The organism is Thiomicrospira sp. WB1, from assembly GCF_001507535.1.
GTDB lineage: Bacteria > Pseudomonadota > Gammaproteobacteria > Thiomicrospirales > Thiomicrospiraceae > Hydrogenovibrio.
Map to the genome: position 1 here is coordinate 28,905 of NZ_LQBN01000002.1, position 19,956 is coordinate 48,860.

Here is a 19,956-nt window from a genome sequence, read left to right on the forward strand (position 1 = left end):
GTGGCGCGCATCAGCGTCCGCCTTGCCGGGGTTGTGCGGCCAAAATAATGTTGCCGGTGTGTTGCGTCGGGTGTGTGGTGACGTCAAAATCCGGGTGCTGTTCCCAGAATTCAATCACACGGCTGGTGGCGTGAGCATTGCCGCGCCACAAATTAAAAAGCACCAGGCCTGGTGCGCCGATGCATTGCGCCAATGCCGCTAAAAAAACGACGTCACTGAATGCCTCCGGCATGGTGTGCTGATCATACAGGTCAAGCACCCAAATATCGAATGCGCTCTGTTCGGTTTGCTGAATCCCGGAGGCGGTTTCCAGCACAAATGCCTGGGCGTCGGCCACCTGGGTCTGGATATGTGGGGTGTGCGGCAATCCGAAATAATCATGCGCGACCTCAAACACGCTTTCGCGAATATCGACCAGAGTTTGGGACGAATCAGGCAAAGCCAAATGACAATGTGTGGCCAGAGTGCCGCCGCCGACGCCCAGCATGCAGATTGAGGGGGCCCGTCGGTCCTGTGCATAGGCCATGATGTGGTCAAACAGCAATTGCTGGTATTCAAACCCCAGTGTCATCGGCGCATGCAGGAACTGGCGGCTTTGTTCGACCAGCGTGTTGAAGTAAAGGCTGCGTGTGGTGGCGGTGTCGACGACTTGCATCAAACCGAATTCATCGCGGATGCAGTCAACCACTGTGGGGCTAGCCCCTTTTCCGGCCAGACGTTTGAGTGCCTTGATCATTGACTGGCCCACCAAAGGCGTGCGCGCAGGCCCCAGCTGGTGGAATAGCCCACTTCGACAAATTCGATTTCTCCGGCGGGGTTTACCACAAAAGTAGCCGGGACCGCTTTGGCGCCATAACGCTGAAACAGGCGGCCATCCGGGTCAAGCACGACATTGGCGGCGTTCATGTTGTGGGTCTGAACGTAATCTGTCAGCTCGGAACCGGCGCCGGACTGGGTGGCAACATTAAGCACTGGCCAGTCCTCAGCCACGCGCTCGATGGCATTCACTTCGAATTCACAGATGGGGCACCAGGTGGCCCAGAAATGCACCAGCACCGTTTGTCCGTGGAAGTCACTCAACCGAACGGTTTCGCCTTGCAGCGTGGTGGCGGTAAAATCCGGTGCCTGGCCTTCGACCACATCGCCTTGCATAAAAGGGCGAAGCAACAAGAACAACCCCAGAAAAACCAATATCCAGAGCAGGTTGCCGAGCCATTTGCGTTGCCCGCGAACCGGGGCGTCTGTGTGCTGTTTTTTTGTCATGCGCCCATTATAATGGTTGTCATCAATTTTAGGAGAGCTATGCAAGCGGATTTCTGGCATCAAATGTGGCACAGCGGTCGGGTCGGGTTTCACCAGACCGAGATCAATCGTTTTTTGCAGTCGCACTGGCAGGCATTGGGGCTGAGCGGCGACGAGTCGGTGCTGGTGCCATTGTGCGGCAAAACGCTCGATATGCTATGGCTCAAAGAACTGGGTCATGCGGTCACCGGGGTCGAACTCAGCGCCAAGGCGCTGGAAGAATTTCTCCAAGCGCATCAATTGGTGGGCACGCCCACGTCACACCCGCAGCTGACCGGGTATGAAGTGAGTGGTTTATCGCTTTATTGCGGGGACTTTTTTCATCTGCGTGCCGAGGATTGCGCTGAGATCGGTGCGGTGTATGATCGGGCGGCTCTGATTGCCTTGCCCGAAGCCATGCGGCGTGAATATGTGGCACACCTGAACGCGATTCTGCCGCGCCCTGTGCCGCAGATGCTGATTGCGATGACGTATGATCAGCGCGTGCTGTCGGGGCCGCCATTCAGCGTGGATCAGAGCGAGATCGAACGGCTTTATGGCGCGCATTACCGCGTGCAGGTATTGGAAAGTGTGGCGTTTGAACGCAAAGGCGTGCCCACGGTCGAAACGGCCTATCACCTAATCCCGCTTGAGTGATGGGTGTGATGAAAACTGGCTTTTTCACCAGGCCTGGTGAAAAAGGTGTCAATCAGGCCTTACTGGCTGGGCATGATCTGGCTGAAATGTTCGAACCCCTGAAATTCTTCGGGGTCCACCGCTTCCAGTTTGGGGCTGACGTGCACGGCACATAACAGGTGCGCAATGCCATAGTCGCGCGCCGAGCGCAACGCGGTCAGGTTGTCGTCGATCAATAACGTACGTTTTGGGTCATAAGGGGTTTGGGTCTGTATGTGCGACCAGAGCGAGGACGCTTCTTTGGGGAGGCCGAAATCATGCGACGAATGCATGGCATCAAAATAGTCCCCGATTTCAGTGCATTCCAGTTTGATCGCCAGACTGTCGCGGTGGGCATTGGTCACCATGATGACCTGTTTGCCCAATTTTTGTAAGCCAGCCAGAAAACGGATGACCTCGGGATGCTCGGCGATCAGGTGTTTTAGTTCGTGTTTGAGCTCGACAATGGGCAGGGCCAGTTGCTCTTGCCAGTAGTCCAGGCAGTACCAGTTCAGCGTCCCGGTCTGGGAGTGGATTTTTTCGCGAATCACGCGGCTGGCTTCTTCCAGAGGAAGGCCCTGTTTTTCTGCGTATTTCTGAGGCACGTATTCCATCCAGAAATGGTAATCAAAATGTAAATCGAGCAGGGTTCCGTCCATGTCCAGCAGAACCGTGTCGATATCAGCCCAGGGGAGGGGAACCGTCGCTAAGGGATTTTCGGTGACTCTTTCTCGCATTCTTATTCCGCTTTGCGTATCATTATTTTATGGAAAAACCTTCTCATCCGACCATTCTATCGAAAAAGCCGCTGGCACACACCCGTGTGTTCAAAGTGGAAGGCCTGGAAATTGAATATCCCAACCGCACACGCGTTCAGTTTGAGCGCTTGGTCAGTTCCGCCGAGGGAGCGGTTCTGATTGTGCCTTTGCTGGGAGACGATCTGATCCTGATTCGTGAGTATGCGGCCGGGGTGGGGCGTTATGAGCTCGGCTTTGCCAAAGGCAAAATCGATCCGGGGGAATCCTGGCGAGAGGCCGCGGAGCGCGAAGCACGTGAAGAAATCGGTTACCGTCCGCAAAGTCTGGCGCAACTGGATACGGTCACGCTGGCTGCGGGTTATATGTCGCACCACACGCACATTGTGCTGGCGGAGGAGCTGGTGGAGGACCCCGCAGAAGGCGATGAGCCCGAGCCGCTTGAAGTGATTCGCTGGCCGCTGAAAAACTGGGCCGATTTGCTGGCGCATCCGGAGTTCAGCGAGGGGCGTGCGTATGCGGCGTTATTGCGATTATTGCATCACCTTAACCGGGTTTGACGGGCGATCAAGGTCAATGTCAGCACAACCTTGAACCCATCGCTCACATCACACCAGTGTTTAGGCATTCATAAACGCGCTCAGGCGTTTCAATGCTTCCTGCAAATGCGCCAGACTGGTGGCAAAAGAAATGCGCAGGTAGCCCGGCGCGCCAAAACCGGAGCCGGGAACCGCGGCGACTTCCTGCTCTTCCAGTAACGCTGTGGCAAAATCGGCGTCTTCTTTGAAGCCTTTCATCTGCATGGCCTCACGCACATCCAGAAACGCATAGAAAGCACCGGAGGCCGGAATGCACTGGATTCCGGGAATGCTATTGGCGGTGTCGAGCACATATTGATGGCGCTCTTTGAAAGCGGTTAGCATGGTCTCAATGCAGTCCTGCGGACCGTTCAGCGCTTCCACGGACGCGGCCTGAGAGACCGAGCAGGGGTTGGAGGTGCTCTGGGACTGGACTTTGCGCATGGCACCGATCAGATCTTTGGGACCGCCGGCATAACCGATGCGCCAGCCGGTCATGGCATACGCCTTGGAAACGCCGTTCATGACCACGGTGCGATCGGTCAATTCCGGACGCACTTGTAAAATATTGGTAAACGGGGTCTCGCCCAGTAGGATGTGTTCGTACATGTCATCGGAGGCGATGACGATCTCAGGGTGTTTGGCCAGTACGTCACCGATCGCTGCCAGCTCATCGCGGGTGTAGACCGCGCCGGTGGGGTTGGAAGGGCTGTTGATCACCATCAGACGGGTTCGGTCGGTAATGGCGGCTTCCAGTTGCTCGGGGGTGATTTTGTACTGCTGCTCAATGCCGGTTTCGAGCACCACCGGCTTGCCGCCTGCCAGCAAAGCCATATCCGGGTAAGACACCCAGTAAGGGGCTGGAATGATGACTTCATCGCCGTCGTTGAGCAGACCCTGGCAAAGGTTGTAAAAACTTTGCTTGCCACCGGAAGACACCAGAATCTGGTCCATCTGGTAGTCGAGTTCGTTGTCGCGCCGGAATTTGGCGATGATGGCTTCTTTGAGTTCCGGGGTGCCGTCAACCGGCGTATAGCGGGTCTGGCCGCCATGAATGGCGTCGATGGCCGCCTGTTTGATGTGGTCCGGTGTGTCGAAGTCCGGCTCGCCCGCGCCCAGGCTGATCACGTCTTTGCCGGCACGCTTGAGCTCGGCGGCTTTGGCGGTAATTACCAGCGTAAGAGAAGGTTGAACTCGATTGACGCGATCAGACAGTCTTGACATAAAAAGGCACTCGTCTTCTATATGGGTTCGATAAGGAACGGTTGTCACTTGCAAAAGCGATTGCGTTAAAATAATGCGATTTGCAGAATTCACGCTCTGTGACCGTTATTTTACAATGCTTGCGTGTGTTTTTTAAGGGAATTTGAGAGGGATTGTGGCGAAACGTTTTGAGATGGTTTCACAGTATGAACCGGCCGGGGATCAGCCCCAGGCCATTGATGCACTGGTCGAAGGGCTGGAGGATGGCGAAGCCTTTCAAACCCTGCTGGGGGTAACGGGTTCGGGCAAAACCTTCACCATGGCCAATGTGATCGAGCGGGTGCAGCGTCCCACCATCATTATGGCGCACAACAAAACCCTGGCGGCTCAGCTATACGGTGAAATGAAAGGGTTCTTTCCCCATAACGCAGTCGAATATTTTGTTTCCTATTATGACTATTATCAACCGGAAGCCTATGTGCCGGCGTCCGACACCTATATCGACAAGGACGCGTCCGTCAATGAGCAGATTGAGCAACTGCGGTTGTCGGCGACCAAGGCGCTGATGGAACGCAGGGATGTGGTGCTGATTGCGACCGTCTCCGCCATTTACGGCCTGGGCGACCCGGATCAATACCTTAAAATGATTTTGCAGTTGCGTCTGGGCGACCAGATGGCACAGCGTGAGATTCTGGAAAAGCTCAGTACCATGCAGTACACACGCAATGAAACGGAACTGTGGCGCGGGACCTTTCGGGTGCGCGGCGATGTGATCGATGTGTTTCCCGCCGAGGCCGAAGAATTTGCCATCCGCATCGAGCTGTTTGACGATGAAGTGGAGGCGCTGGCCTGGTTTGACCCACTGACAGGCGAAATATTGAGCCGTCCCACTCGGATTACGGTTTATCCCAAAACCCACTATGTCACCCCGCGCGAGCGCATTCTCAAAACCATTGATCAGGTCAAGGATGAACTGGTGGAGCGCCTGACTGACTTGCGTGAACGCAACAAACTGGTGGAAGCTCAGCGTTTGGAAGAGCGTACCCGTCTCGACATTGAAATGATGGCGGAACTGGGCTATTGCTCCGGGATCGAAAATTATTCCCGTTATCTCTCCGGGCGTGGCCCGGGGGAGCCGCCGCCGACGCTGCTCGACTATTTGCCGGATGATGCGGTGATGATGATCGATGAAAGTCATGTCACCATCCCTCAGATTGGCGGGATGTATAAAGGCGACCGTTCGCGTAAGGAAAACCTGGTGAATTATGGGTTTCGATTGCCTTCGGCCATGGATAACCGCCCCATGCGCTTCGACGAGTTTGAACGCGTGATGCCGCAGAGTATTTTTGTGTCCGCGACCCCGGCCAATTATGAAGCCGAGCATCAGTCGAAAGTGGTGGAACAGGTGGTGCGTCCCACCGGGCTGGTGGACCCAGAGATCGAAGTCCGTCCGGCGACGACGCAGGTGGATGATTTGCTGGGTGAAATCAGAAAACGGGTCGAGGTGGACGAGCGGGTGCTGGTCACCACGCTCACCAAACGAATGGCTGAAAACCTGACCGAATACCTGGAAGAGCATCAGGTGCGGGTGCGCTATCTGCATTCCGACATTGATACGGTGGAGCGCATCGAAATTATCCGTGACCTGCGTCTGGGCGAGTTTGATGTGCTGGTGGGCATCAACCTGTTGCGTGAAGGCTTGGATATTCCCGAAGTGTCGCTGGTGGCGATTCTGGATGCCGACAAGGAAGGGTTTTTGCGTTCTGACCGTTCTTTGATTCAGACCATCGGGCGGGCGGCCCGAAATGTGGCGGGCAAGGCCATTCTCTACGCCGACAAAATCACTCGTTCCATGCAGAAAGCCATGAGTGAGACCGAACGGCGTCGCCACAAACAGATTGCCCATAATGAGGCCCATGGCATTACGCCGCAGAAGTTGAACAAAAAAGTGGCCGACATCCTGGACGATTCGCCCTACGCGAAAAAGCCGCAATCGGCACGTGCCAAGGACCAGGCTGCAGAAATGCAGGGAGTCTATGCGGTGGGCGAGGATGCGGCGAAAACGCCTGCGGAACTGGCGGCGGAAATCAAGCAACTGGAAAAGAAAATGTATCAGGCCGCCAAAGATTTGGATTTTGAAGCCGCCGCCAGTTTGCGTGACCGCATCAAAACACTCAAATCCTCTATGGTCGGGGTGGGCGATTTGCGTTAGAATAGAAAGGTTTATTGAATGTTTTGAAGTGGTCGGCAAGATGGTGCTGCATCTGACTGCCTGCCCCAAATTTGTTTTCTGGTTTCGTCACCCCGGCGTGCCGACCAATTGTTAGAGGTTGTCATTGACTGACATGAGCCGACACGTCTGTCTATCAGGGTCGATTTTTCGACCGGTTTTTCATCTCACCTCCGCTCGAGGATTGCAAACGTTTTTGCTGGCGCTGTGCTTGGGCGTGTCCCTGTCGAGCTGGGCTGAAACCGACAAAGGCGCCGGCTTTGCCGAGCGTTTTGAGGCCGCCACCCAGGCCTCACAGTCGGGGCAGTATCAGGATGCTCTGGAGCGCTTACGTGCCCTGAAAGCCGATTTTCCTAATGATCTGGCGGTGCGGAATAACCTTGCGGCGACCTTGATGCATTTGCGACAATACGAGCAGGCCCAGCAAGAGCTGGAAGCCGCCCTGGCGCAGATTCCTCAAGTGAAAGTTTTACGTGACAATCTTAACCAAATATACGCCTATCAATCGCAGCAGGCTTATCAGGCCGTGTTTGATACCGAGGTTAAGCAGCCTGACCCTAAATGGGATCTGAGTGCGCAGGCCGACTTGCAGACAACCGAAGAGCGCCGTTTGCGCCAGACTGAGCAGGCGATGCAGACGGTGATCAATCAGACCGAAGCCTGGCGTGAGGCCTGGTCGGATCAGGCGCTGAAGGCTTACCTCGCTTTTTATGTTGAAGATTTTTTGCCTGATGACCACAAAAGTCACCAGGCCTGGGTCGCGAACCGTCAGGCCAGTCTGAGTCGCCCCGAGTTCATTCGGATTCGTCTGTCGGAGATGCGTGCCATCCCATTGGGGCCCAATACGATCGAAGTCACGTTCAATCAGGCATACCAATCGGATTTTTTCCAGGATAAGGTGCGCAAAAAATTAATCTGGCACCAGCAGACGGACCAGAGCTGGCGCATTGCACTGGAGGAGGTGATCAATGTTTCCCCTTAATGTGCATGACAGTCAGCGTTGCCGTCGGACGCGCCGCGCCATCTGGCGCCGTTCGGCGTTTACCGCTGTGCTGGTAAGCCACCTTGCTCTGGGAGCTTCGCTGTCGGTTCAGGCTCAGGACGGTTTTACTCTGTTGCCCGAAGAAAAATTGCTCACTGGTTTGAGCGCAATCGAGCAGGGGGGATTCGACTCGGCCGTCCTGGACCTGTCTCAACTGGCCGCCGAAATGCCGGAATACAAGTTGGCGCAATTGCTCAAGGCTGAACTCCTGGCGATCAAGTCCGGTCAAAAACAAAAAGTGCTGGTTGAGCGTCAGCGTCATGCCAAAACCGTGGACGCCCTGGTGACGGAAGCCAAGGTCCGCTGGCGCCAGAATCGTGACCAACTTTCTGCTCCGGCTCGCCGTGACGACATTTTGTCGCAATATGTGCTCAAAACCAGTCAGGAACCTTTCCTGGTTCTGGTGGATGCTGAGGCGCACCGGCTGTTTCTGTATCAGAAGCAGGAAAACGGTTACGAAGAGGTGGCCAATTATTATGTGACACTGGGCGAGCGCGGCACAGGCAAGCAGGTCCGGGGTGACAAAAAAACGCCTGTGGGCGTCTATCAGATCGTCAAACAATTGCCGGACCAGACGCTGCCCGAGCTGTATGGGGTGGGGGCACTGACGCTGAATTATCCCAACACCTGGGACAAAGGGCAGGGGCGAACTGGCTCGGGAATCTGGCTGCATGGCACGCCGCGCTCGACATACAGTCGCCCGCCTCTGGCCAGTCGTGGCTGTGTGGTGCTCAATAATCCGGCCATGGAAAACCTGTTGTTCCGCTTCGGTTTGAATCAAACCACACCGGTGATCATTGCCGAAAAAACGCCCAAGCGGAGTTTGGCCGAAATCAATGGCCACAAACAGTCTGTGCTCACCCGTATTAATCAATGGTTGCGGGAAGAGTCGCCTTATCAGGTTGACTGGTCGGCCGTCAGCGTCTATGCCTATCCGGGCGAGCCGGGCGTCTACTATGTCAGTTTTCCGGTCGGAAATCAGGATAAGGTTGAACAGTATTGGCGTGAAGCCGATCAGGGGCACTGGCAACTGGTGTATGAAAATACGATTCCGGCCGCCAACCTGCCTCGCTTGAGTCAAAAGTAATTACCACGCTTTTTACCGTCGCAGCGCGTTCGCGCTATAACTCTTTTTCCTGTTGGCGGATTTTTGCCGCCGCCCAGCTTTCCAGGTCTTTGAGCATCTGCTCGATTTCATCTGATTTGGGCATGCGTCCGGCCGAACGCAACTCCAGTGTCAGAACCGGGATGTTAAGGTGCTCCCCGGCATAGCGTCCCAGTGATCCGGGGTAGGTGCCGAGTGAACGATGCTTTAAGTGACCGATCCGGTTGGGTTGAGCATGTTCCGGTCCGTCGTAGTCGAGCAACCCGTAAGGGGCGTGCACGGAAATGATCGCATCCGGGCGGAAACGTTCAATCATATGCACCATCCAGCGAGTCTCCGGTTCACTGGCGGCATGAGTGCCTGGGTAGCGCCGTGGATTGCCACGATAATGTTTGCGCCAGGTGGATAAGGCCGAATCGTCCCAATCGGGGGACGGAAAGTTCCGGTTCAGATCCACACCGTTGGCATTCATGCGGGTTGCCGGAGATTGAAACAGGCCATCGGGGTTGGCCAGGGGCAGAAACAGCCAGTGATAGTGGGGTTGCGTGCGCGCTTTCAACAGCTCCTGCAGCCAAAGGTAGGTAATGCTGATCGCCGCGTACTCGTCGCCATGAATACCGCCGATAAACAAAATGCGTCCTTTAGGGGGAGACAGGTTGCCGGGACGAACCTCTTTGTAGACCAGTGGCCGTTTTTCCGCGGACTGAAAGCGGACGCTCGCATGCAGCTTGAAGTTTCTGCATGTGCTTTGTTGAACGGTCCGTAATTTATTGGCCCATTCTTCACAGAGCTGGTCCGTCTGAGAGCTCAGAGCGCGTTCAGAACCATTCAGCGGTTGAGGCATCTCGTCCGCGTGAGCGGGCAGGCACCAGGCCTGGTAAAAAAGCCATATCAGAATCGGTGCAAATTTAGAGTCGGTGATGTTTGGCATGAAGGCTTTGTCGTTAATCATCGGGCCGGATGCTTAAATGAGTCCGTTCGCTTTGCAGCGCGTCCGGCAATGGTTGTTGGCTGTTCAGTTTAATCTGGAGTCTTAAATCGTTGACCGCATCCGCATGACGCAACGCATTTTCATAACTGATCTGTCCGGCTTCATACAGGTCAAACAAAGACTGATCAAACGTTTGCATGCCTGGTGTCTGACTGTTTTGCATGGCGGTCTTGATCTCGTGAATGCGCCCATCGAAAATCAGTTCCGAAATATAAGGCGTATTATATAGCACTTCCAGTGCGGCAATGCGCCCCCCTTTTTCGCTGGGAATCAGGCGTTGCGACACGATGGCTTTCAGGTTGAGCGACAGATCCATCAATATCTGGTCACGCTTGGCCTGTTCAAAAAAATTGACGATCCGTTCCAGCGCCTGATGGGCATTGTTGGCGTGCAGGGTCGAAAGACATAGGTGGCCGGTTTCAGCAAAGTTGATGGCATGGGCCATGGTTTCTTCGGTGCGGATCTCACCCAGCAAAATCACATCCGGGGCCTGACGCAGGGTGTTGGTCAACGCCTGGGCATAGCTTTCAGTGTCGACGCCGACCTCGCGCTGAGTGATCAGGCTCTGCTGGTGGCGGTGCACGAATTCGATCGGGTCTTCAATGGTGATGATGTGGCCCCGCTGCTGACGATTGCGATGATCCACCATGGACGCCAGAGTGGTGGACTTGCCGGAGCCGGTGGCCCCAACCATCAAAATCAGGCCGCGCGGGCTCAGGGCCAGCTCTCCAAGGTGCGAAGGCAATCCCAGATCCTGCAAGGTCGGGATGGTTGTGGCAATTCGGCGGACCACACAGCCGACCTGTTCCTGTTGAAAAAACGCGTTGACGCGAAAACGCGAGGCATCGCTCAGATGGTAGGAAAAATTCAGTTCTTTTTCGGCGTCAAAGCGCGCACGCTGCTCTTCCGTCATCAAGGCCAGCGTCAGGTGTCTGGCCTGTTCGGACGACAGAGATTCTTCCGTCAGAGGCTCGATGGCGCCGTTCAGGCGGTGGCTGACCGGGGCCCCGGCCGTGATGAACAGATCGGCACCGCCTTGTTGGTCAAACGCCTGCAGCAGGGTGGTCAGTTGTGTGTGCGACCGTTCAGACATGTGCGTTTTCCGTCAGCGTAAAAATTCGTCTTTGTTGGTGGCCTTGGCCCGGGCCTCTTCCAGTGCCACCTGCTTGGCATTGACCAGTCGGCGTAAATCCTGATCGAGTGTTTGCATGCCAAGTTTGTTGGAGGTTTGAATCATCGACTGCATCTGAGGCACCTTGTCTTCGCGAATCAGGTTGCGGATGGCCGGGGAGCCGAGCATGATTTCGTGCGCGGCCACGCGCCCGCCGCCGGTTTTTTTCAGCAGGGTCTGAGAAATCACGGCTTTGAGAGACTCTGACAGCATGGCGCGCACCATGGGTTTTTCCCCGGCGGGAAACACATCAATGATGCGGTCGATGGTTTTTGCGGCGGAGCTGGTATGGAGTGTGCCCAGAACCAGGTGCCCGGTTTCGGCCGCCGTCAGTGCCAGGCTGATGGTTTCCAGGTCCCGCATTTCACCAACCAGAATTACATCCGGGTCTTCCCGCAGCGATGAGCGCAGAGCCGAAGCAAAGCTTTGAGTGTCGCGGTGCACTTCGCGCTGATTGATCAGTGACTGCTTCGGGGTGTGGACGAACTCGATCGGGTCTTCAATGGTGAGGATGTGCGCTTTTCGGGTTTTGTTGAGGTAGTCCACCATGGCCGCCAGCGTGGTGGACTTACCGGAACCGGTGGGACCGGTAACCAACACCAGGCCGCGCTGGGTTTCCACAATGTCTTTGAAGATTTCCGGTGCATTCAGATCTTCCAGTGACAGAACCGTGCCCGGGATCACCCGAAAGACCGCACCGACGCCCCGATTCTGCTGAAACACATTGACACGAAACCGAGCGAGGTTGGGCAACTCAAATGAGAAATCGATTTCCCAGTCGCGTTCAAACAGTTTCCGCTGGGCATCGGTCATGATGTCAAAGGCCATGTCATGGACGCTTTGCGCAGAGAGGGCCTCGGTTTCCAGACTGCGGATGTCGCCGTCGTGGCGCAGCATCGGTGGCATGCCAGCGGATAAATGCAGATCCGAGGCGTGTTGTTCGACCGTAAACGTCAGCAGTTGTGTAATGTCCATCGTTGCTCCAATGTATGGCATGTACGGTTAGTCACGCCAGCCTAGACTGAGCCGATTGCCAGCGCCTCACAGCTTGTGGGAGGTTGGGGTCAATCCCAGTTTCTTGTATTGTCGCCAGCGTTCTCGCCCTAGCTCAATTCGCTGTGGCGACTGATCCAGTATTTCAATCAGCCGGTGATAGGCGCCGTCCTCTATGGCGCGCATCGGTTCAAACGCGGGATTGAGATTAATCAGTACATCGTTGCCAGGGGTCGCTGGAAATTGCGTGTAAAGTTGAAAAGGCGCCTTGAAATCGCCGTTGAGACTGCATGGAATAAAACTTTCCGGGCGCAGCCCCCAGATGCGTTCTTCAAATTTTTGCGCTGTGGCCTCATCCGGGAGCAGCAGGTCGGCCTGGCGCCCCTGACGATGAATTTTGTTCAGCAATTTCAACACAAACTGGTCCAGGTCACTCGGTGCGTCGCCCGGCAGGATGTAAAAGAGCACATCCTGGTTGGCTGGGGTTGGGGCCAAGGCCATGTCAGTCCGAGGCATGGGTCAGATATTGGACCAGCGCAGCCACCGGGCGCCCGGTCGCGCCTTTCTGTTCACCACTTCGCCAGGCCGTGCCGGCAATGTCGAGGTGCGCCCAGCGAGTGTCTCGGGTGTAGCGTGCCAGGAATTGCCCGGCGGTGATGGTGCCAGCGGCCCGGCCACCGATATTGGCCATGTCGGCAAAATTGGATTTGAGCTGTGCATCGAATTCGTCGGCCAAGGGCAGTTGCCAGAAACGGTCGTAGGTTTCGCGCCCGGCGTCCAACAAAGCGTCCACCAAAGCCTGATCGTTGCCCATAATGCCTGAGATTTCATGGCCCAAGGCAATGATACAGGCCCCGGTAAGGGTGGCCATGTCGATGACTTTTTCCGGTTTGAACGTTTGCTGGGCGTAGGTCAGGGCATCACACAGAATCAGTCGACCTTCGGCATCGGTGTTGAGGATTTCAATGGTCTGCCCCGACAGAGAGGTGACCACGTCCCCGGGTTTGATCGCCGAGCCGGACGGCATGTTTTCGGTGGAAGGGATCACACCGACAATGTTTTGATTGGGTTGCAGGCGCCCGATGGCTTCGAAAGTCCCCAGAACAGCGGCGGCACCGCCCATGTCGTATTTCATTTCATCCATTGCCTGACCGGGTTTGAGTGAAATGCCGCCTGTGTCAAAGGTGACGCCTTTGCCCACCAGCGCAATCGGCGGTTGGTCCGGGTCGCCGCCCTGATAAGACAAACAGATCATTTTTGGAGGGGTTTGACTGCCTTGGGCGACCGCCATAAATGCGCCCATGCCCATTTCTGTCATCTGCTCTCTTTCCAGAATGGTGACCTCAAACCCGTAAGTTTTGCCCAGTTGTTGCGCGGTCTCGGCCAGGTGGGTGGGCGTGCAATAATTTGCAGGGGTGTTGGCCAGATCCTGGGTCATTTTCATGCCATAAGCCGAAGCCTGTGCCTGCTTGAGAACGTCGTCCTGCTCAGCTTCATGGCTGAAAAAGGTCACGCTTTGCACGCGGGTTTGCTTGGGGGTGAAATCACCTCGGCTAGGGTGTTGATAGTCGTAGAGGCCATGCTGCAGGAAAAGCGTGTTCTGATAAAGTGACCAGGCCTGGTCACGACTTTCAGGCCAAATGGATGTCAGAACCGAGAGCACGTTGTGCGCACCGGATTGATGCAGTGCGTTTGTGGCCGCTTTGATCGCTTGACGGTAAGTTTTTTCCGTCAGCTTGGCGCTGTCTCCACAGCCGACCAGCAGAAGTCGTTGACAGGGGCTGGCTGCGTGGTCCAGCAACAGCAGCGTCTGACCGTTGCCGGCTTCGAAATCGTTTTGTTCAACCCAGCGTGCCACTGCGGTGTCCAGTCCCAGGGTGTGGAGCTGAGAAATCTGATCGCCTTTGGCAAAAACCGGAACCACAAGTGTGTCGTAGGCGTCGGTGGTTAAGGTTTGCGTTGCGTTAAACTGGATTTCTTGCATGGAGAGGGCCTCTTAACTTGTATAATATTTTCTTTATTGAATGCCAAATATTCTAACCGTTGGTGGTTTTTTTTGCGAATTCTTGACCGGTACCTGTTTCGTTCTTTGTTGGCCACATGGATGGCCGTGCTCAGTGTGTTGCTGTTGGTGGCATTTGGGTCCGAGGCCACCCGTCTGCTGGCGGTGGCGGTGGAGGGGGATATTCCACCAGGCCTGGTGTTGTCATTGCTGATTTATAAAATTCCACCGGCGCTGGAGATTATTCTGCCTTTGGTGGCGTTGCTGAGTGTGATGCTGGCCATGGGGCGGCTGTATCAGGACCAGGAGATGGTGGTGCTGCAAAGTTGTGGCGTTTCCCTGCGCTGGTTTCAGAAACGGCTGCTTGTCTTTCTGCTGCCCCTGGTGGCGCTGACGGCCTGGGTTAGTGGCTGGGTTGCGCCCTGGAGTCACCAGCAATCACGCGTGCTGATGGATCAGGCGCAATCGATGTCACCGGTCACGGCGCTGACGCCGGGGCGTTTTAACGAACTGCCAGCCAAGCAGGGGGTGTTTTATACCCGTACTCTGACCGACCAATCGGAGATGACCGATGTCTGGATCCGTCTGGCCCCAACCCGGTCACGGGGTGAAACCATTCTGATGGCCCCACAAGGGCAGTTTGAAACAATTGACGAGCGTTTGGCGCTGGTTCTGTTTGATGGGGCCATCTATGAATCCGTGAATCGCCCAGAGGATTTCTCTGTACGAGAATTTGAACGGTTTGAAGGTTTTTTGCCCAGTTTTCAGGCACGTCGCAGTGCGCCGGGGGAGGAGGAAATGAGCAATCAGGCATTGATGGGCTCGAACGATCCAGCCCATCAGGCTCAGTGGCAGTGGCGACTCAGTGCGCCGGTGAGCGTCTTGATCATGGGTTTATTGGGGTTAAAACTCAGCCGAACAGGCCCTCGCCAGGGACGTTTTGCCAAAATTGCACTGGCGCTGGTCCTGTATGTGACCTATTACCAGTTGCTGATCAGTTTGCGCTCCATGATGGGGGAAGGAGAATGGCCGTTGGTCGTTGGCCTTTGGCCCGTGTGGATCGTGTTTTTGATCTATGCGCTCACCTTGGATGGTTGGCGCCGAGGGGTGAATAAACCCCGGGCGAGGAGGATGCATGAACCGAATTGAGCGTTATCTGGGACGGGTATTGGTTCAACATGCGTTGCTGGTGCTGCTGGTGTTGTTGAGCCTGTTTGTGTTTTTTGAGTTTCTCAATCAGCTTGGCAAGATGGAAAAGGATTACGGGCTGGCCGAAGTGGTGCATTACAGCCTGTTTAAGCTGCCGGTGTATGGGTATGAACTGTTTCCACTGGCGGTGCTCATCGGCGCACTGATCGGTCTGGGCGGGCTGGCCAATCAGTCTGAGCTGATTGTGTTGCGGGTGACCGGCTGGTCCTTGCCCCGGATTTTTTGGGCATTGATGAAATCGGTGGCGCTGTTATGGGCGTTGTTTTTTGTTTTGGGAGAGGGGCTGGCACCCAAGTCCGAAGTGGCGGCTGAAAAGGTGCGCATGGAAGCACTGCATGAGAATTTTTCAATTGGCCAGGGTCGCGATCTCTGGGTACGTGAACGCAATCGGTTGGTCCACATCGGTAAGGTCGTGTCCGATCAGGTTTTTTTGAATGTGCGTGTCTACGAATTGAATCAGTCACGTTTGCAGAGCTGGACGCAAGCCAAACGCGCGGAATATCGAAATGGTGAATGGGTGTTGCTCAAAGCCCGCCAGAATCGGCTGAGCTGGGAGGCCGATGCCGAGGTTGCCAACCTTTTGAACCAGGCTCAAGAGGCGCTGGGTCAGCCGGCTTCGTCCTCGCATCAGTGGCTGCAACGTACTCAGCAAACCCTGGCAAAAACCCCCTTCCTGTTTTCATTGACGCCGGAACAGTTACAGCGTCTGAGTGTGAAAACCCGACATATGGGGGTGTTGGATCTCTATGATTACATTGGTTTTCTTGAAGCCAATGAACTGGATGCCGAGCATTTCAAACTGGCCTTCTGGCGCAAAATTGCCATGCCGTTTGTGCAGGTGGGCATGCTGTTGATGGTGTTCCCGCTGGTGTTTGGGTCCCAGCGTCAGGTGAGCATGGGGCAAAGGGTGTTTGTGGGCGTTTTGATCGGTCTGAGCTTTCACCTGCTTAATCAGGTGTTCGGTAATTTGAGCGTGGTTTACCAATTGCCTGCTTTTCTGGGAGCGTTTTTGCCCTCACTGGTTCTGGTTCTTCTGGCCGGGTGGCTGCTCGCTCGTCGGCGTTGATCGCCCTACAATGTCTTTCTCGTGTTGCGACTCCTCGCTTAATCGTTCAATCAGCATGACCTGACGTTGCTGATAGTGCACGCGGTATGGAAAGTCGATTCGTTCGCGCTTGGTGGTTTGCATAAGCGCCAGCTCGCCGGGCTGGGGCTTGCGTTTAGGGGTGATGGCGTCGACGTAGAAGCTGAAGCTTGGGCGGTTAAAGCGCCAAAGCACCGCCGGTTTGTCCAGGGCCTTGGCGGTAAGGGCCGCCTGCTTGATCGGGCCCTGTTGAAGCTGAGCCGTCACCGGCGAGACCAACACCAAAAATGCCAGCATCACCAGCACTGCGGATCCGATTAGCCGTTGCACGTTGTTCAGGCGGCTTATTTGAATCCATAGCAGTAACACGGTGATCCCGCTCATCCAAGCGTACCAGTGGATCTCGTGGGCGGTCTGATCAAACTCTGCCAACACACTTTGGTAATAGATATGTTCTACCTGGCCAGACATGGCCACCAGTAAGTTGGGCAGTCCCCATAAAAAGCCGAGCATAAGCCAACTCGGCCACAGGTGCCATCGGCTGTCGGACAAGGCGGTGTGAAACAGGGAAAGCCAGATCATCAGGCCGGGCAGGCCATAATTGATGTAGTGGGGTAATTTGGTGCCGGAAAGACTGAAGAAAATCACCACCGTCAGCAACCAGATCAGGGCATATTGGCTAAGTGAGGCCGGTTGTCCCTTGCCACGCGCCTCCCAGGCCGGTTTTATCAAAGCCCAGAAAGGCACAAACGACAGCAATAGGACCGGCAAATAATAAAAAACGGACCCCTCATGTTCTTCCATGGCGCTGTCAAAACGCGATAGGTTATGCTGAAAGAAAAAACCGTCGATGAAGGCTTGCCCCATTTGCTGGTATTGCAGCAGATACCAGGGCAGGGCGATGGCAAGCATGACGCCCCAGCCCGGTAGGAAGAAAATAGCGCGCCACCAGTCCTGCCAGCGGCGATTCCAGCCGAAAAAAATGAAAGAGATCAGAACTGGGAAAAAGACGGCAACAGGGCCTTTGGTCAGCAACCCGAGCCCCATCAAGGCGTAAATGCCGACTAGAACTGATGTGCGAGGACGAACGAAATACTCGTAGATGCCGAGCAAAGTCGAGGTTAAAAACAAGATCAGCAAGGCATCCGCCGTAGCGGCTTTGAAAATCAGGGCGATGTTCAGACTCAACCCGGTCATGGCTACGACCAGTAGTGCGGTTTGAGCGTCGCGATGACGGCGCATAAAAACAAACAGCACCAGCAGGGTGGTTGCGCCTGCCAGCGCCGACGGCAGACGCACGGCCCACTCATTTTGCCCGAACAGAGTAAGGCTGGCGGCCTGCAGCCAATGAATCAGAACGGGTTTGTCAAAACGGGGTTCGCCATTCAACCAGGTGGAAATATAATCCCCGCTTGCCAGCATTTCGCGTGTGGCTTCGGCAAAGGCGCCCTCATCCAGATCGAAAAGGGGGACGGCGCCCAGTTGAAAGAAGGTGCTCACGCCTAGGACCAGGAGTAACCACAGCCACTGTGATACCGACAAAGACGTTGTCTGGCTCTGAGCCTGGGTGCTCATTCAGTCATCCTGACGCGATTGAATGGGTGTCTGCCAGCCTTCTTCCGCCGCAGGCGTTTCTGTGTCAGGCGTCATCACCGTATAAAACTTGCGATCCGAAGCCGAATAGTAGATGCGGGTGATCAGCTCGGCGAGCACGCCGGTCAGAATCAACTGAACGCCCAGGATCACCAGCATGACAGAGGTGATCAAAAGCGGCCGGTCGCCGATGTCTTCGCCCAACAGCTTCAGCACAAACAGGTAAAACAGTCCCATGCCGCCCAGTCCGCTGGAGACCAGGCCTGCCTGACCGAAAAAATGACCGGGGCGCCCGCGAAAACGCATGTAGAAATACATAAACAATAAATCAATCACCACACGAAAAGTGCGTGAAAGCCCGTATTTGGACTCTCCATGAATGCGTGGATGATGGGTGACCACTTCTTCCTTGATGCGGTCCGGGTGGGTTTCGGTCGCCAGCCAGGCGGGTATGAAGCGGTGCATCTCGCCAAACAGGGTGATGGATTTGAGCACCTTGGCGCGAAATGCTTTGAGTGAACAGCCATAGTCGTTCAGGCGCACGCCGGTGATTTTACCAATCAACCGGTTGGCAATGCGCGAAGGGATCTTTCGCAGCCAGAGACCGTCTTTGCGGTTTTTGCGCCAGCCGGCAACCAGATCGAGGTCATCGTCAATCAGGCGGCGAACCATGCGCGGGATGTCAATCGGGTCATTCTGTAAATCGCCGTCCAGCGTGACAATGACGTTGCCACGTGCGGCATCAATGCCGGCCTGCATTGCAGCGGTCTGACCAAAATTGCGTTGCAGATGGATGGGGTGCACAAACGCGTGTTCGGTGGCGATAGCCTGTAAGCGCTCATAGGTCAGGTCGCGGGAACCGTCGTTGACCAGAATCAGCTCCCACTGAGATTCAAACCCTTGCAAGGCGTCCATAACCTTGTCCACCAAGGGGTGAACATTGTCCTGCTCATTGTAGAGCGGGATTACAATGGATACGGTGGTCGCGGTGTCGGTCATAATGTGTGTCTCTTTTCGGTTGCGGGCAGCCATTGAGCCACCACCAGCCCCAGTGCACTGGCGCCTAAAATTAACAGATGAACATTGACCGCGGCGGCCAATAACGCTTTCGGGTCGGCTTGTGCCCAGAGCAATGGCACCATCATGCCCGCTTCATAGGTGCCGAAACCAGCCAGGCCATGGATGGGCAGTACGCTGGACAATTCGCCGCCAATGGCCGCTGCCATGGCCAGAGAGACCGGCAGCTCGGTCATTGCCTGAATGACCAGAATGAATAATACCAGCTTGCCTCCCCAGTTCAACCAGGTCAGTGCCCAAAGTTTGAAAAGCAAGGGCAGATGGTGGGGCAGCCCATCCAAAGCCTGATCGATGCGCTCGGACCGCTGGCGGTTCCATTGTTTCAAACGGCGCTTAAGACCAAATGTGAGCAATGGCATCGCGAGCACAAACCCCATCAGTGGCGCCAGGGCCCAGTGCGGCCAAATCACCCAGACCAAGCCTAGTCCAAGCATGACCAGTGTATGCAGATCCATCAGTCTCAACCACAACAGGCTGGCCAGGGAGCGACTGTAGCCGATGCCAAAATAACGTTTAACCAGTAACGGGTAGCTCAATTCCCCTGAACGCATGGGCAGAAAATTGTTCCAGGCCGTGTGATTAAGCACCAGTTTGTCACAGCCGAGCCGGGTCACGGGCCCTTGATGACGAAAATAATAAAAGATGCGCAGCGCCCGAAAATGGTAACTGAGCAAAAGCAGGCCCACCACGCTGATAATTTCCAGCTCGCTCAGCATCTGCCAGGCCTGCCACAGGCGTGACCAGCCGAGCCAGTGGTGAATCACTGCCACCACCGCGATTAAAAAGACAGCCGACAGCGTCCATTTCAGCCAACCGGGCCGAGGAAATTTACGCTCGTTTGAGAGGGAAGACGATTGGATGGCTTGCTCCTTTTTGGGTCTCGGTGTCAGTAATGGGGTTGTCACGGCGGTTTGGTTCAGAGGTTTATCATAGCCTGAAAGCGAAGTGAAAAGGTTCGTCTGTGGCG

Annotated in this window: 19 protein-coding genes; 7 read left to right on the forward strand and 12 right to left on the reverse strand. The window is 55.4% G+C overall.

Features of this window, described 5'->3' with window-relative positions; all coding sequences use genetic code 11:
* Positions 1–10: 10 nt before the first annotated feature.
* Together AVO41_RS04570 and AVO41_RS04575 are read right to left on the reverse strand one after the other, a co-directional pair.
* The gene (locus AVO41_RS04570) at positions 11–736 is read right to left on the reverse strand and encodes a spermidine synthase (protein WP_068583440.1); all 726 of its coding nucleotides are present in this window, start codon (positions 734–736) and stop codon (positions 11–13) included.
* Positions 733–1,263 (reverse strand): redoxin domain-containing protein, encoded by a 531-nt coding sequence (locus AVO41_RS04575; protein ID WP_068583443.1) that lies wholly within the window; start codon positions 1,261–1,263, stop codon positions 733–735. The genes AVO41_RS04570 and AVO41_RS04575 overlap by 4 nt, the downstream gene beginning before the upstream one ends.
* 39 nt (positions 1,264–1,302) lie before the next feature.
* On the opposite strand from AVO41_RS04575, the gene tmpT reads away from it, so the two are divergent.
* Entirely contained in the window at positions 1,303–1,938 is a 636-nt protein-coding gene (gene tmpT / locus AVO41_RS04580) for a thiopurine S-methyltransferase (RefSeq protein ID WP_068583446.1), read from the forward strand.
* A gap of 59 nt (positions 1,939–1,997) precedes the next feature.
* On the opposite strand, the gene yrfG is transcribed toward tmpT, so the two are convergent.
* Positions 1,998–2,693 (reverse strand): GMP/IMP nucleotidase, encoded by a 696-nt coding sequence (gene yrfG, locus AVO41_RS04585; RefSeq protein WP_068583448.1) that lies wholly within the window; start codon positions 2,691–2,693, stop codon positions 1,998–2,000.
* A gap of 29 nt (positions 2,694–2,722) precedes the next feature.
* Between yrfG and nudE the strand changes: the two genes are divergently transcribed.
* Complete coding sequence (gene nudE / locus AVO41_RS04590; protein WP_068583452.1) at positions 2,723–3,271, forward strand: ADP compounds hydrolase NudE; 549 nt, start codon at positions 2,723–2,725, stop codon at positions 3,269–3,271.
* A 60-nt stretch (positions 3,272–3,331) separates the two neighbouring features.
* Here the strand turns inward: nudE and AVO41_RS04595 are convergent, their stop codons facing one another.
* Complete coding sequence (locus AVO41_RS04595; RefSeq protein WP_068583455.1) at positions 3,332–4,513, reverse strand: pyridoxal phosphate-dependent aminotransferase; 1,182 nt, start codon at positions 4,511–4,513, stop codon at positions 3,332–3,334.
* 154 nt (positions 4,514–4,667) lie between these two features.
* Between AVO41_RS04595 and uvrB the strand changes: the two genes are divergently transcribed.
* The 3 genes from uvrB to AVO41_RS04610 all read left to right on the forward strand — a co-directional run bounded on the left by uvrB (position 4,668) and on the right by AVO41_RS04610 (position 8,851).
* Positions 4,668–6,704, forward strand: a complete 2,037-nt coding sequence (uvrB, locus tag AVO41_RS04600; RefSeq protein WP_068583459.1) for an excinuclease ABC subunit UvrB — start codon at positions 4,668–4,670, stop codon at positions 6,702–6,704.
* Positions 6,705–6,837: 133 nt separating this feature from the next.
* Entirely contained in the window at positions 6,838–7,704 is an 867-nt protein-coding gene (locus AVO41_RS04605) for a tetratricopeptide repeat protein (protein WP_068583461.1), read from the forward strand.
* Positions 7,691–8,851, forward strand: a complete 1,161-nt coding sequence (locus AVO41_RS04610) for a murein L,D-transpeptidase family protein (protein WP_068583464.1) — start codon at positions 7,691–7,693, stop codon at positions 8,849–8,851. The genes AVO41_RS04605 and AVO41_RS04610 overlap by 14 nt, the downstream gene beginning before the upstream one ends.
* Before the next feature lie 34 nt (positions 8,852–8,885).
* Here AVO41_RS04610 and AVO41_RS04615 read toward each other — a convergent pair whose 3' ends face one another.
* The 5 genes from AVO41_RS04615 to AVO41_RS04635 form a co-directional block, all read right to left on the reverse strand.
* Positions 8,886–9,821: a M14 family zinc carboxypeptidase gene (locus AVO41_RS04615; protein WP_235584670.1), complete on the reverse strand. Its 936-nt coding sequence runs from the start codon at positions 9,819–9,821 to the stop codon at positions 8,886–8,888.
* Positions 9,814–10,953 carry a PilT/PilU family type 4a pilus ATPase gene (locus tag AVO41_RS04620; protein ID WP_068583466.1) on the reverse strand — a complete coding sequence of 380 codons (1,140 nt, stop codon included), beginning with the start codon at positions 10,951–10,953 and terminating at the stop codon, positions 9,814–9,816. The genes AVO41_RS04615 and AVO41_RS04620 overlap by 8 nt, the downstream gene beginning before the upstream one ends.
* Positions 10,954–10,965: 12 nt before the next feature.
* Positions 10,966–12,006 carry a type IV pilus twitching motility protein PilT gene (locus AVO41_RS04625; protein WP_068583468.1) on the reverse strand — a complete coding sequence of 347 codons (1,041 nt, stop codon included), beginning with the start codon at positions 12,004–12,006 and terminating at the stop codon, positions 10,966–10,968.
* A 66-nt stretch (positions 12,007–12,072) separates the two neighbouring features.
* The gene (locus AVO41_RS04630; protein WP_068583473.1) at positions 12,073–12,525 is read right to left on the reverse strand and encodes a DNA polymerase III subunit chi; all 453 of its coding nucleotides are present in this window, start codon (positions 12,523–12,525) and stop codon (positions 12,073–12,075) included.
* A 1-nt stretch (position 12,526) separates the two neighbouring features.
* A complete protein-coding gene (locus AVO41_RS04635; RefSeq protein ID WP_068583476.1) occupies positions 12,527–14,008 on the reverse strand; it encodes a leucyl aminopeptidase in 1,482 nt (493 codons plus the stop codon).
* 72 nt (positions 14,009–14,080) lie between these two features.
* Between AVO41_RS04635 and lptF the strand changes: the two genes are divergently transcribed.
* Positions 14,081–15,175 (forward strand): LPS export ABC transporter permease LptF, encoded by a 1,095-nt coding sequence (gene lptF / locus AVO41_RS04640; protein WP_068584747.1) that lies wholly within the window; start codon positions 14,081–14,083, stop codon positions 15,173–15,175.
* Positions 15,162–16,301 carry an LPS export ABC transporter permease LptG gene (gene lptG, locus AVO41_RS04645; protein ID WP_068583479.1) on the forward strand — a complete coding sequence of 380 codons (1,140 nt, stop codon included), beginning with the start codon at positions 15,162–15,164 and terminating at the stop codon, positions 16,299–16,301. The genes lptF and lptG overlap by 14 nt, the downstream gene beginning before the upstream one ends.
* Here the strand turns inward: lptG and AVO41_RS04650 are convergent.
* Genes AVO41_RS04650 through AVO41_RS04660 form a run of 3 tightly spaced genes read right to left on the reverse strand, consistent with a single transcriptional unit; the run spans position 16,251 to position 19,894 of the window.
* On the reverse strand, positions 16,251–17,894 hold the full coding sequence (locus AVO41_RS04650) for a glycosyltransferase family 39 protein (protein WP_068583481.1): 1,644 nt from the start codon (positions 17,892–17,894) through the stop codon (positions 16,251–16,253). The two genes, lptG and AVO41_RS04650, sit on opposite strands and share 51 nt — an antisense overlap.
* Positions 17,895–18,911: a glycosyltransferase family 2 protein gene (locus AVO41_RS04655; protein ID WP_068583483.1), complete on the reverse strand. Its 1,017-nt coding sequence runs from the start codon at positions 18,909–18,911 to the stop codon at positions 17,895–17,897.
* A complete protein-coding gene (locus AVO41_RS04660) occupies positions 18,908–19,894 on the reverse strand; it encodes a lysylphosphatidylglycerol synthase transmembrane domain-containing protein (protein WP_068583487.1) in 987 nt (328 codons plus the stop codon). The genes AVO41_RS04655 and AVO41_RS04660 overlap by 4 nt, the downstream gene beginning before the upstream one ends.
* Positions 19,895–19,956 lie beyond the last annotated feature (62 nt).

Bases quoted from the DNA above. Each gene is read 5' to 3' on its own strand.
- AVO41_RS04570 (WP_068583440.1), bottom strand. From the start codon at position 736: ATGATCAAGGCACTCAAACGTCTGGCCGGAAAAGGGGCTAGCCCCACA.
- AVO41_RS04575 (WP_068583443.1), bottom strand. From the start codon at position 1,263: ATGACAAAAAAACAGCACACAGACGCCCCGGTTCGCGGGCAACGCAAA.
- tmpT (WP_068583446.1), top strand. From the start codon at position 1,303: ATGCAAGCGGATTTCTGGCATCAAATGTGGCACAGCGGTCGGGTCGGG.
- yrfG (WP_068583448.1), bottom strand. From the start codon at position 2,693: ATGCGAGAAAGAGTCACCGAAAATCCCTTAGCGACGGTTCCCCTCCCC.
- nudE (WP_068583452.1), top strand. From the start codon at position 2,723: ATGGAAAAACCTTCTCATCCGACCATTCTATCGAAAAAGCCGCTGGCA.
- AVO41_RS04595 (WP_068583455.1), bottom strand. From the start codon at position 4,513: ATGTCAAGACTGTCTGATCGCGTCAATCGAGTTCAACCTTCTCTTACG.
- AVO41_RS04605 (WP_068583461.1), top strand. From the start codon at position 6,838: ATGAGCCGACACGTCTGTCTATCAGGGTCGATTTTTCGACCGGTTTTT.
- AVO41_RS04610 (WP_068583464.1), top strand. From the start codon at position 7,691: ATGTTTCCCCTTAATGTGCATGACAGTCAGCGTTGCCGTCGGACGCGC.
- AVO41_RS04615 (WP_235584670.1), bottom strand. From the start codon at position 9,821: ATGATTAACGACAAAGCCTTCATGCCAAACATCACCGACTCTAAATTT.
- AVO41_RS04620 (WP_068583466.1), bottom strand. From the start codon at position 10,953: ATGTCTGAACGGTCGCACACACAACTGACCACCCTGCTGCAGGCGTTT.
- AVO41_RS04625 (WP_068583468.1), bottom strand. From the start codon at position 12,006: ATGGACATTACACAACTGCTGACGTTTACGGTCGAACAACACGCCTCG.
- AVO41_RS04630 (WP_068583473.1), bottom strand. From the start codon at position 12,525: ATGGCCTTGGCCCCAACCCCAGCCAACCAGGATGTGCTCTTTTACATC.
- AVO41_RS04635 (WP_068583476.1), bottom strand. From the start codon at position 14,008: ATGCAAGAAATCCAGTTTAACGCAACGCAAACCTTAACCACCGACGCC.
- lptG (WP_068583479.1), top strand. From the start codon at position 15,162: ATGAACCGAATTGAGCGTTATCTGGGACGGGTATTGGTTCAACATGCG.
- AVO41_RS04650 (WP_068583481.1), bottom strand. From the start codon at position 17,894: ATGAGCACCCAGGCTCAGAGCCAGACAACGTCTTTGTCGGTATCACAG.
- AVO41_RS04655 (WP_068583483.1), bottom strand. From the start codon at position 18,911: ATGACCGACACCGCGACCACCGTATCCATTGTAATCCCGCTCTACAAT.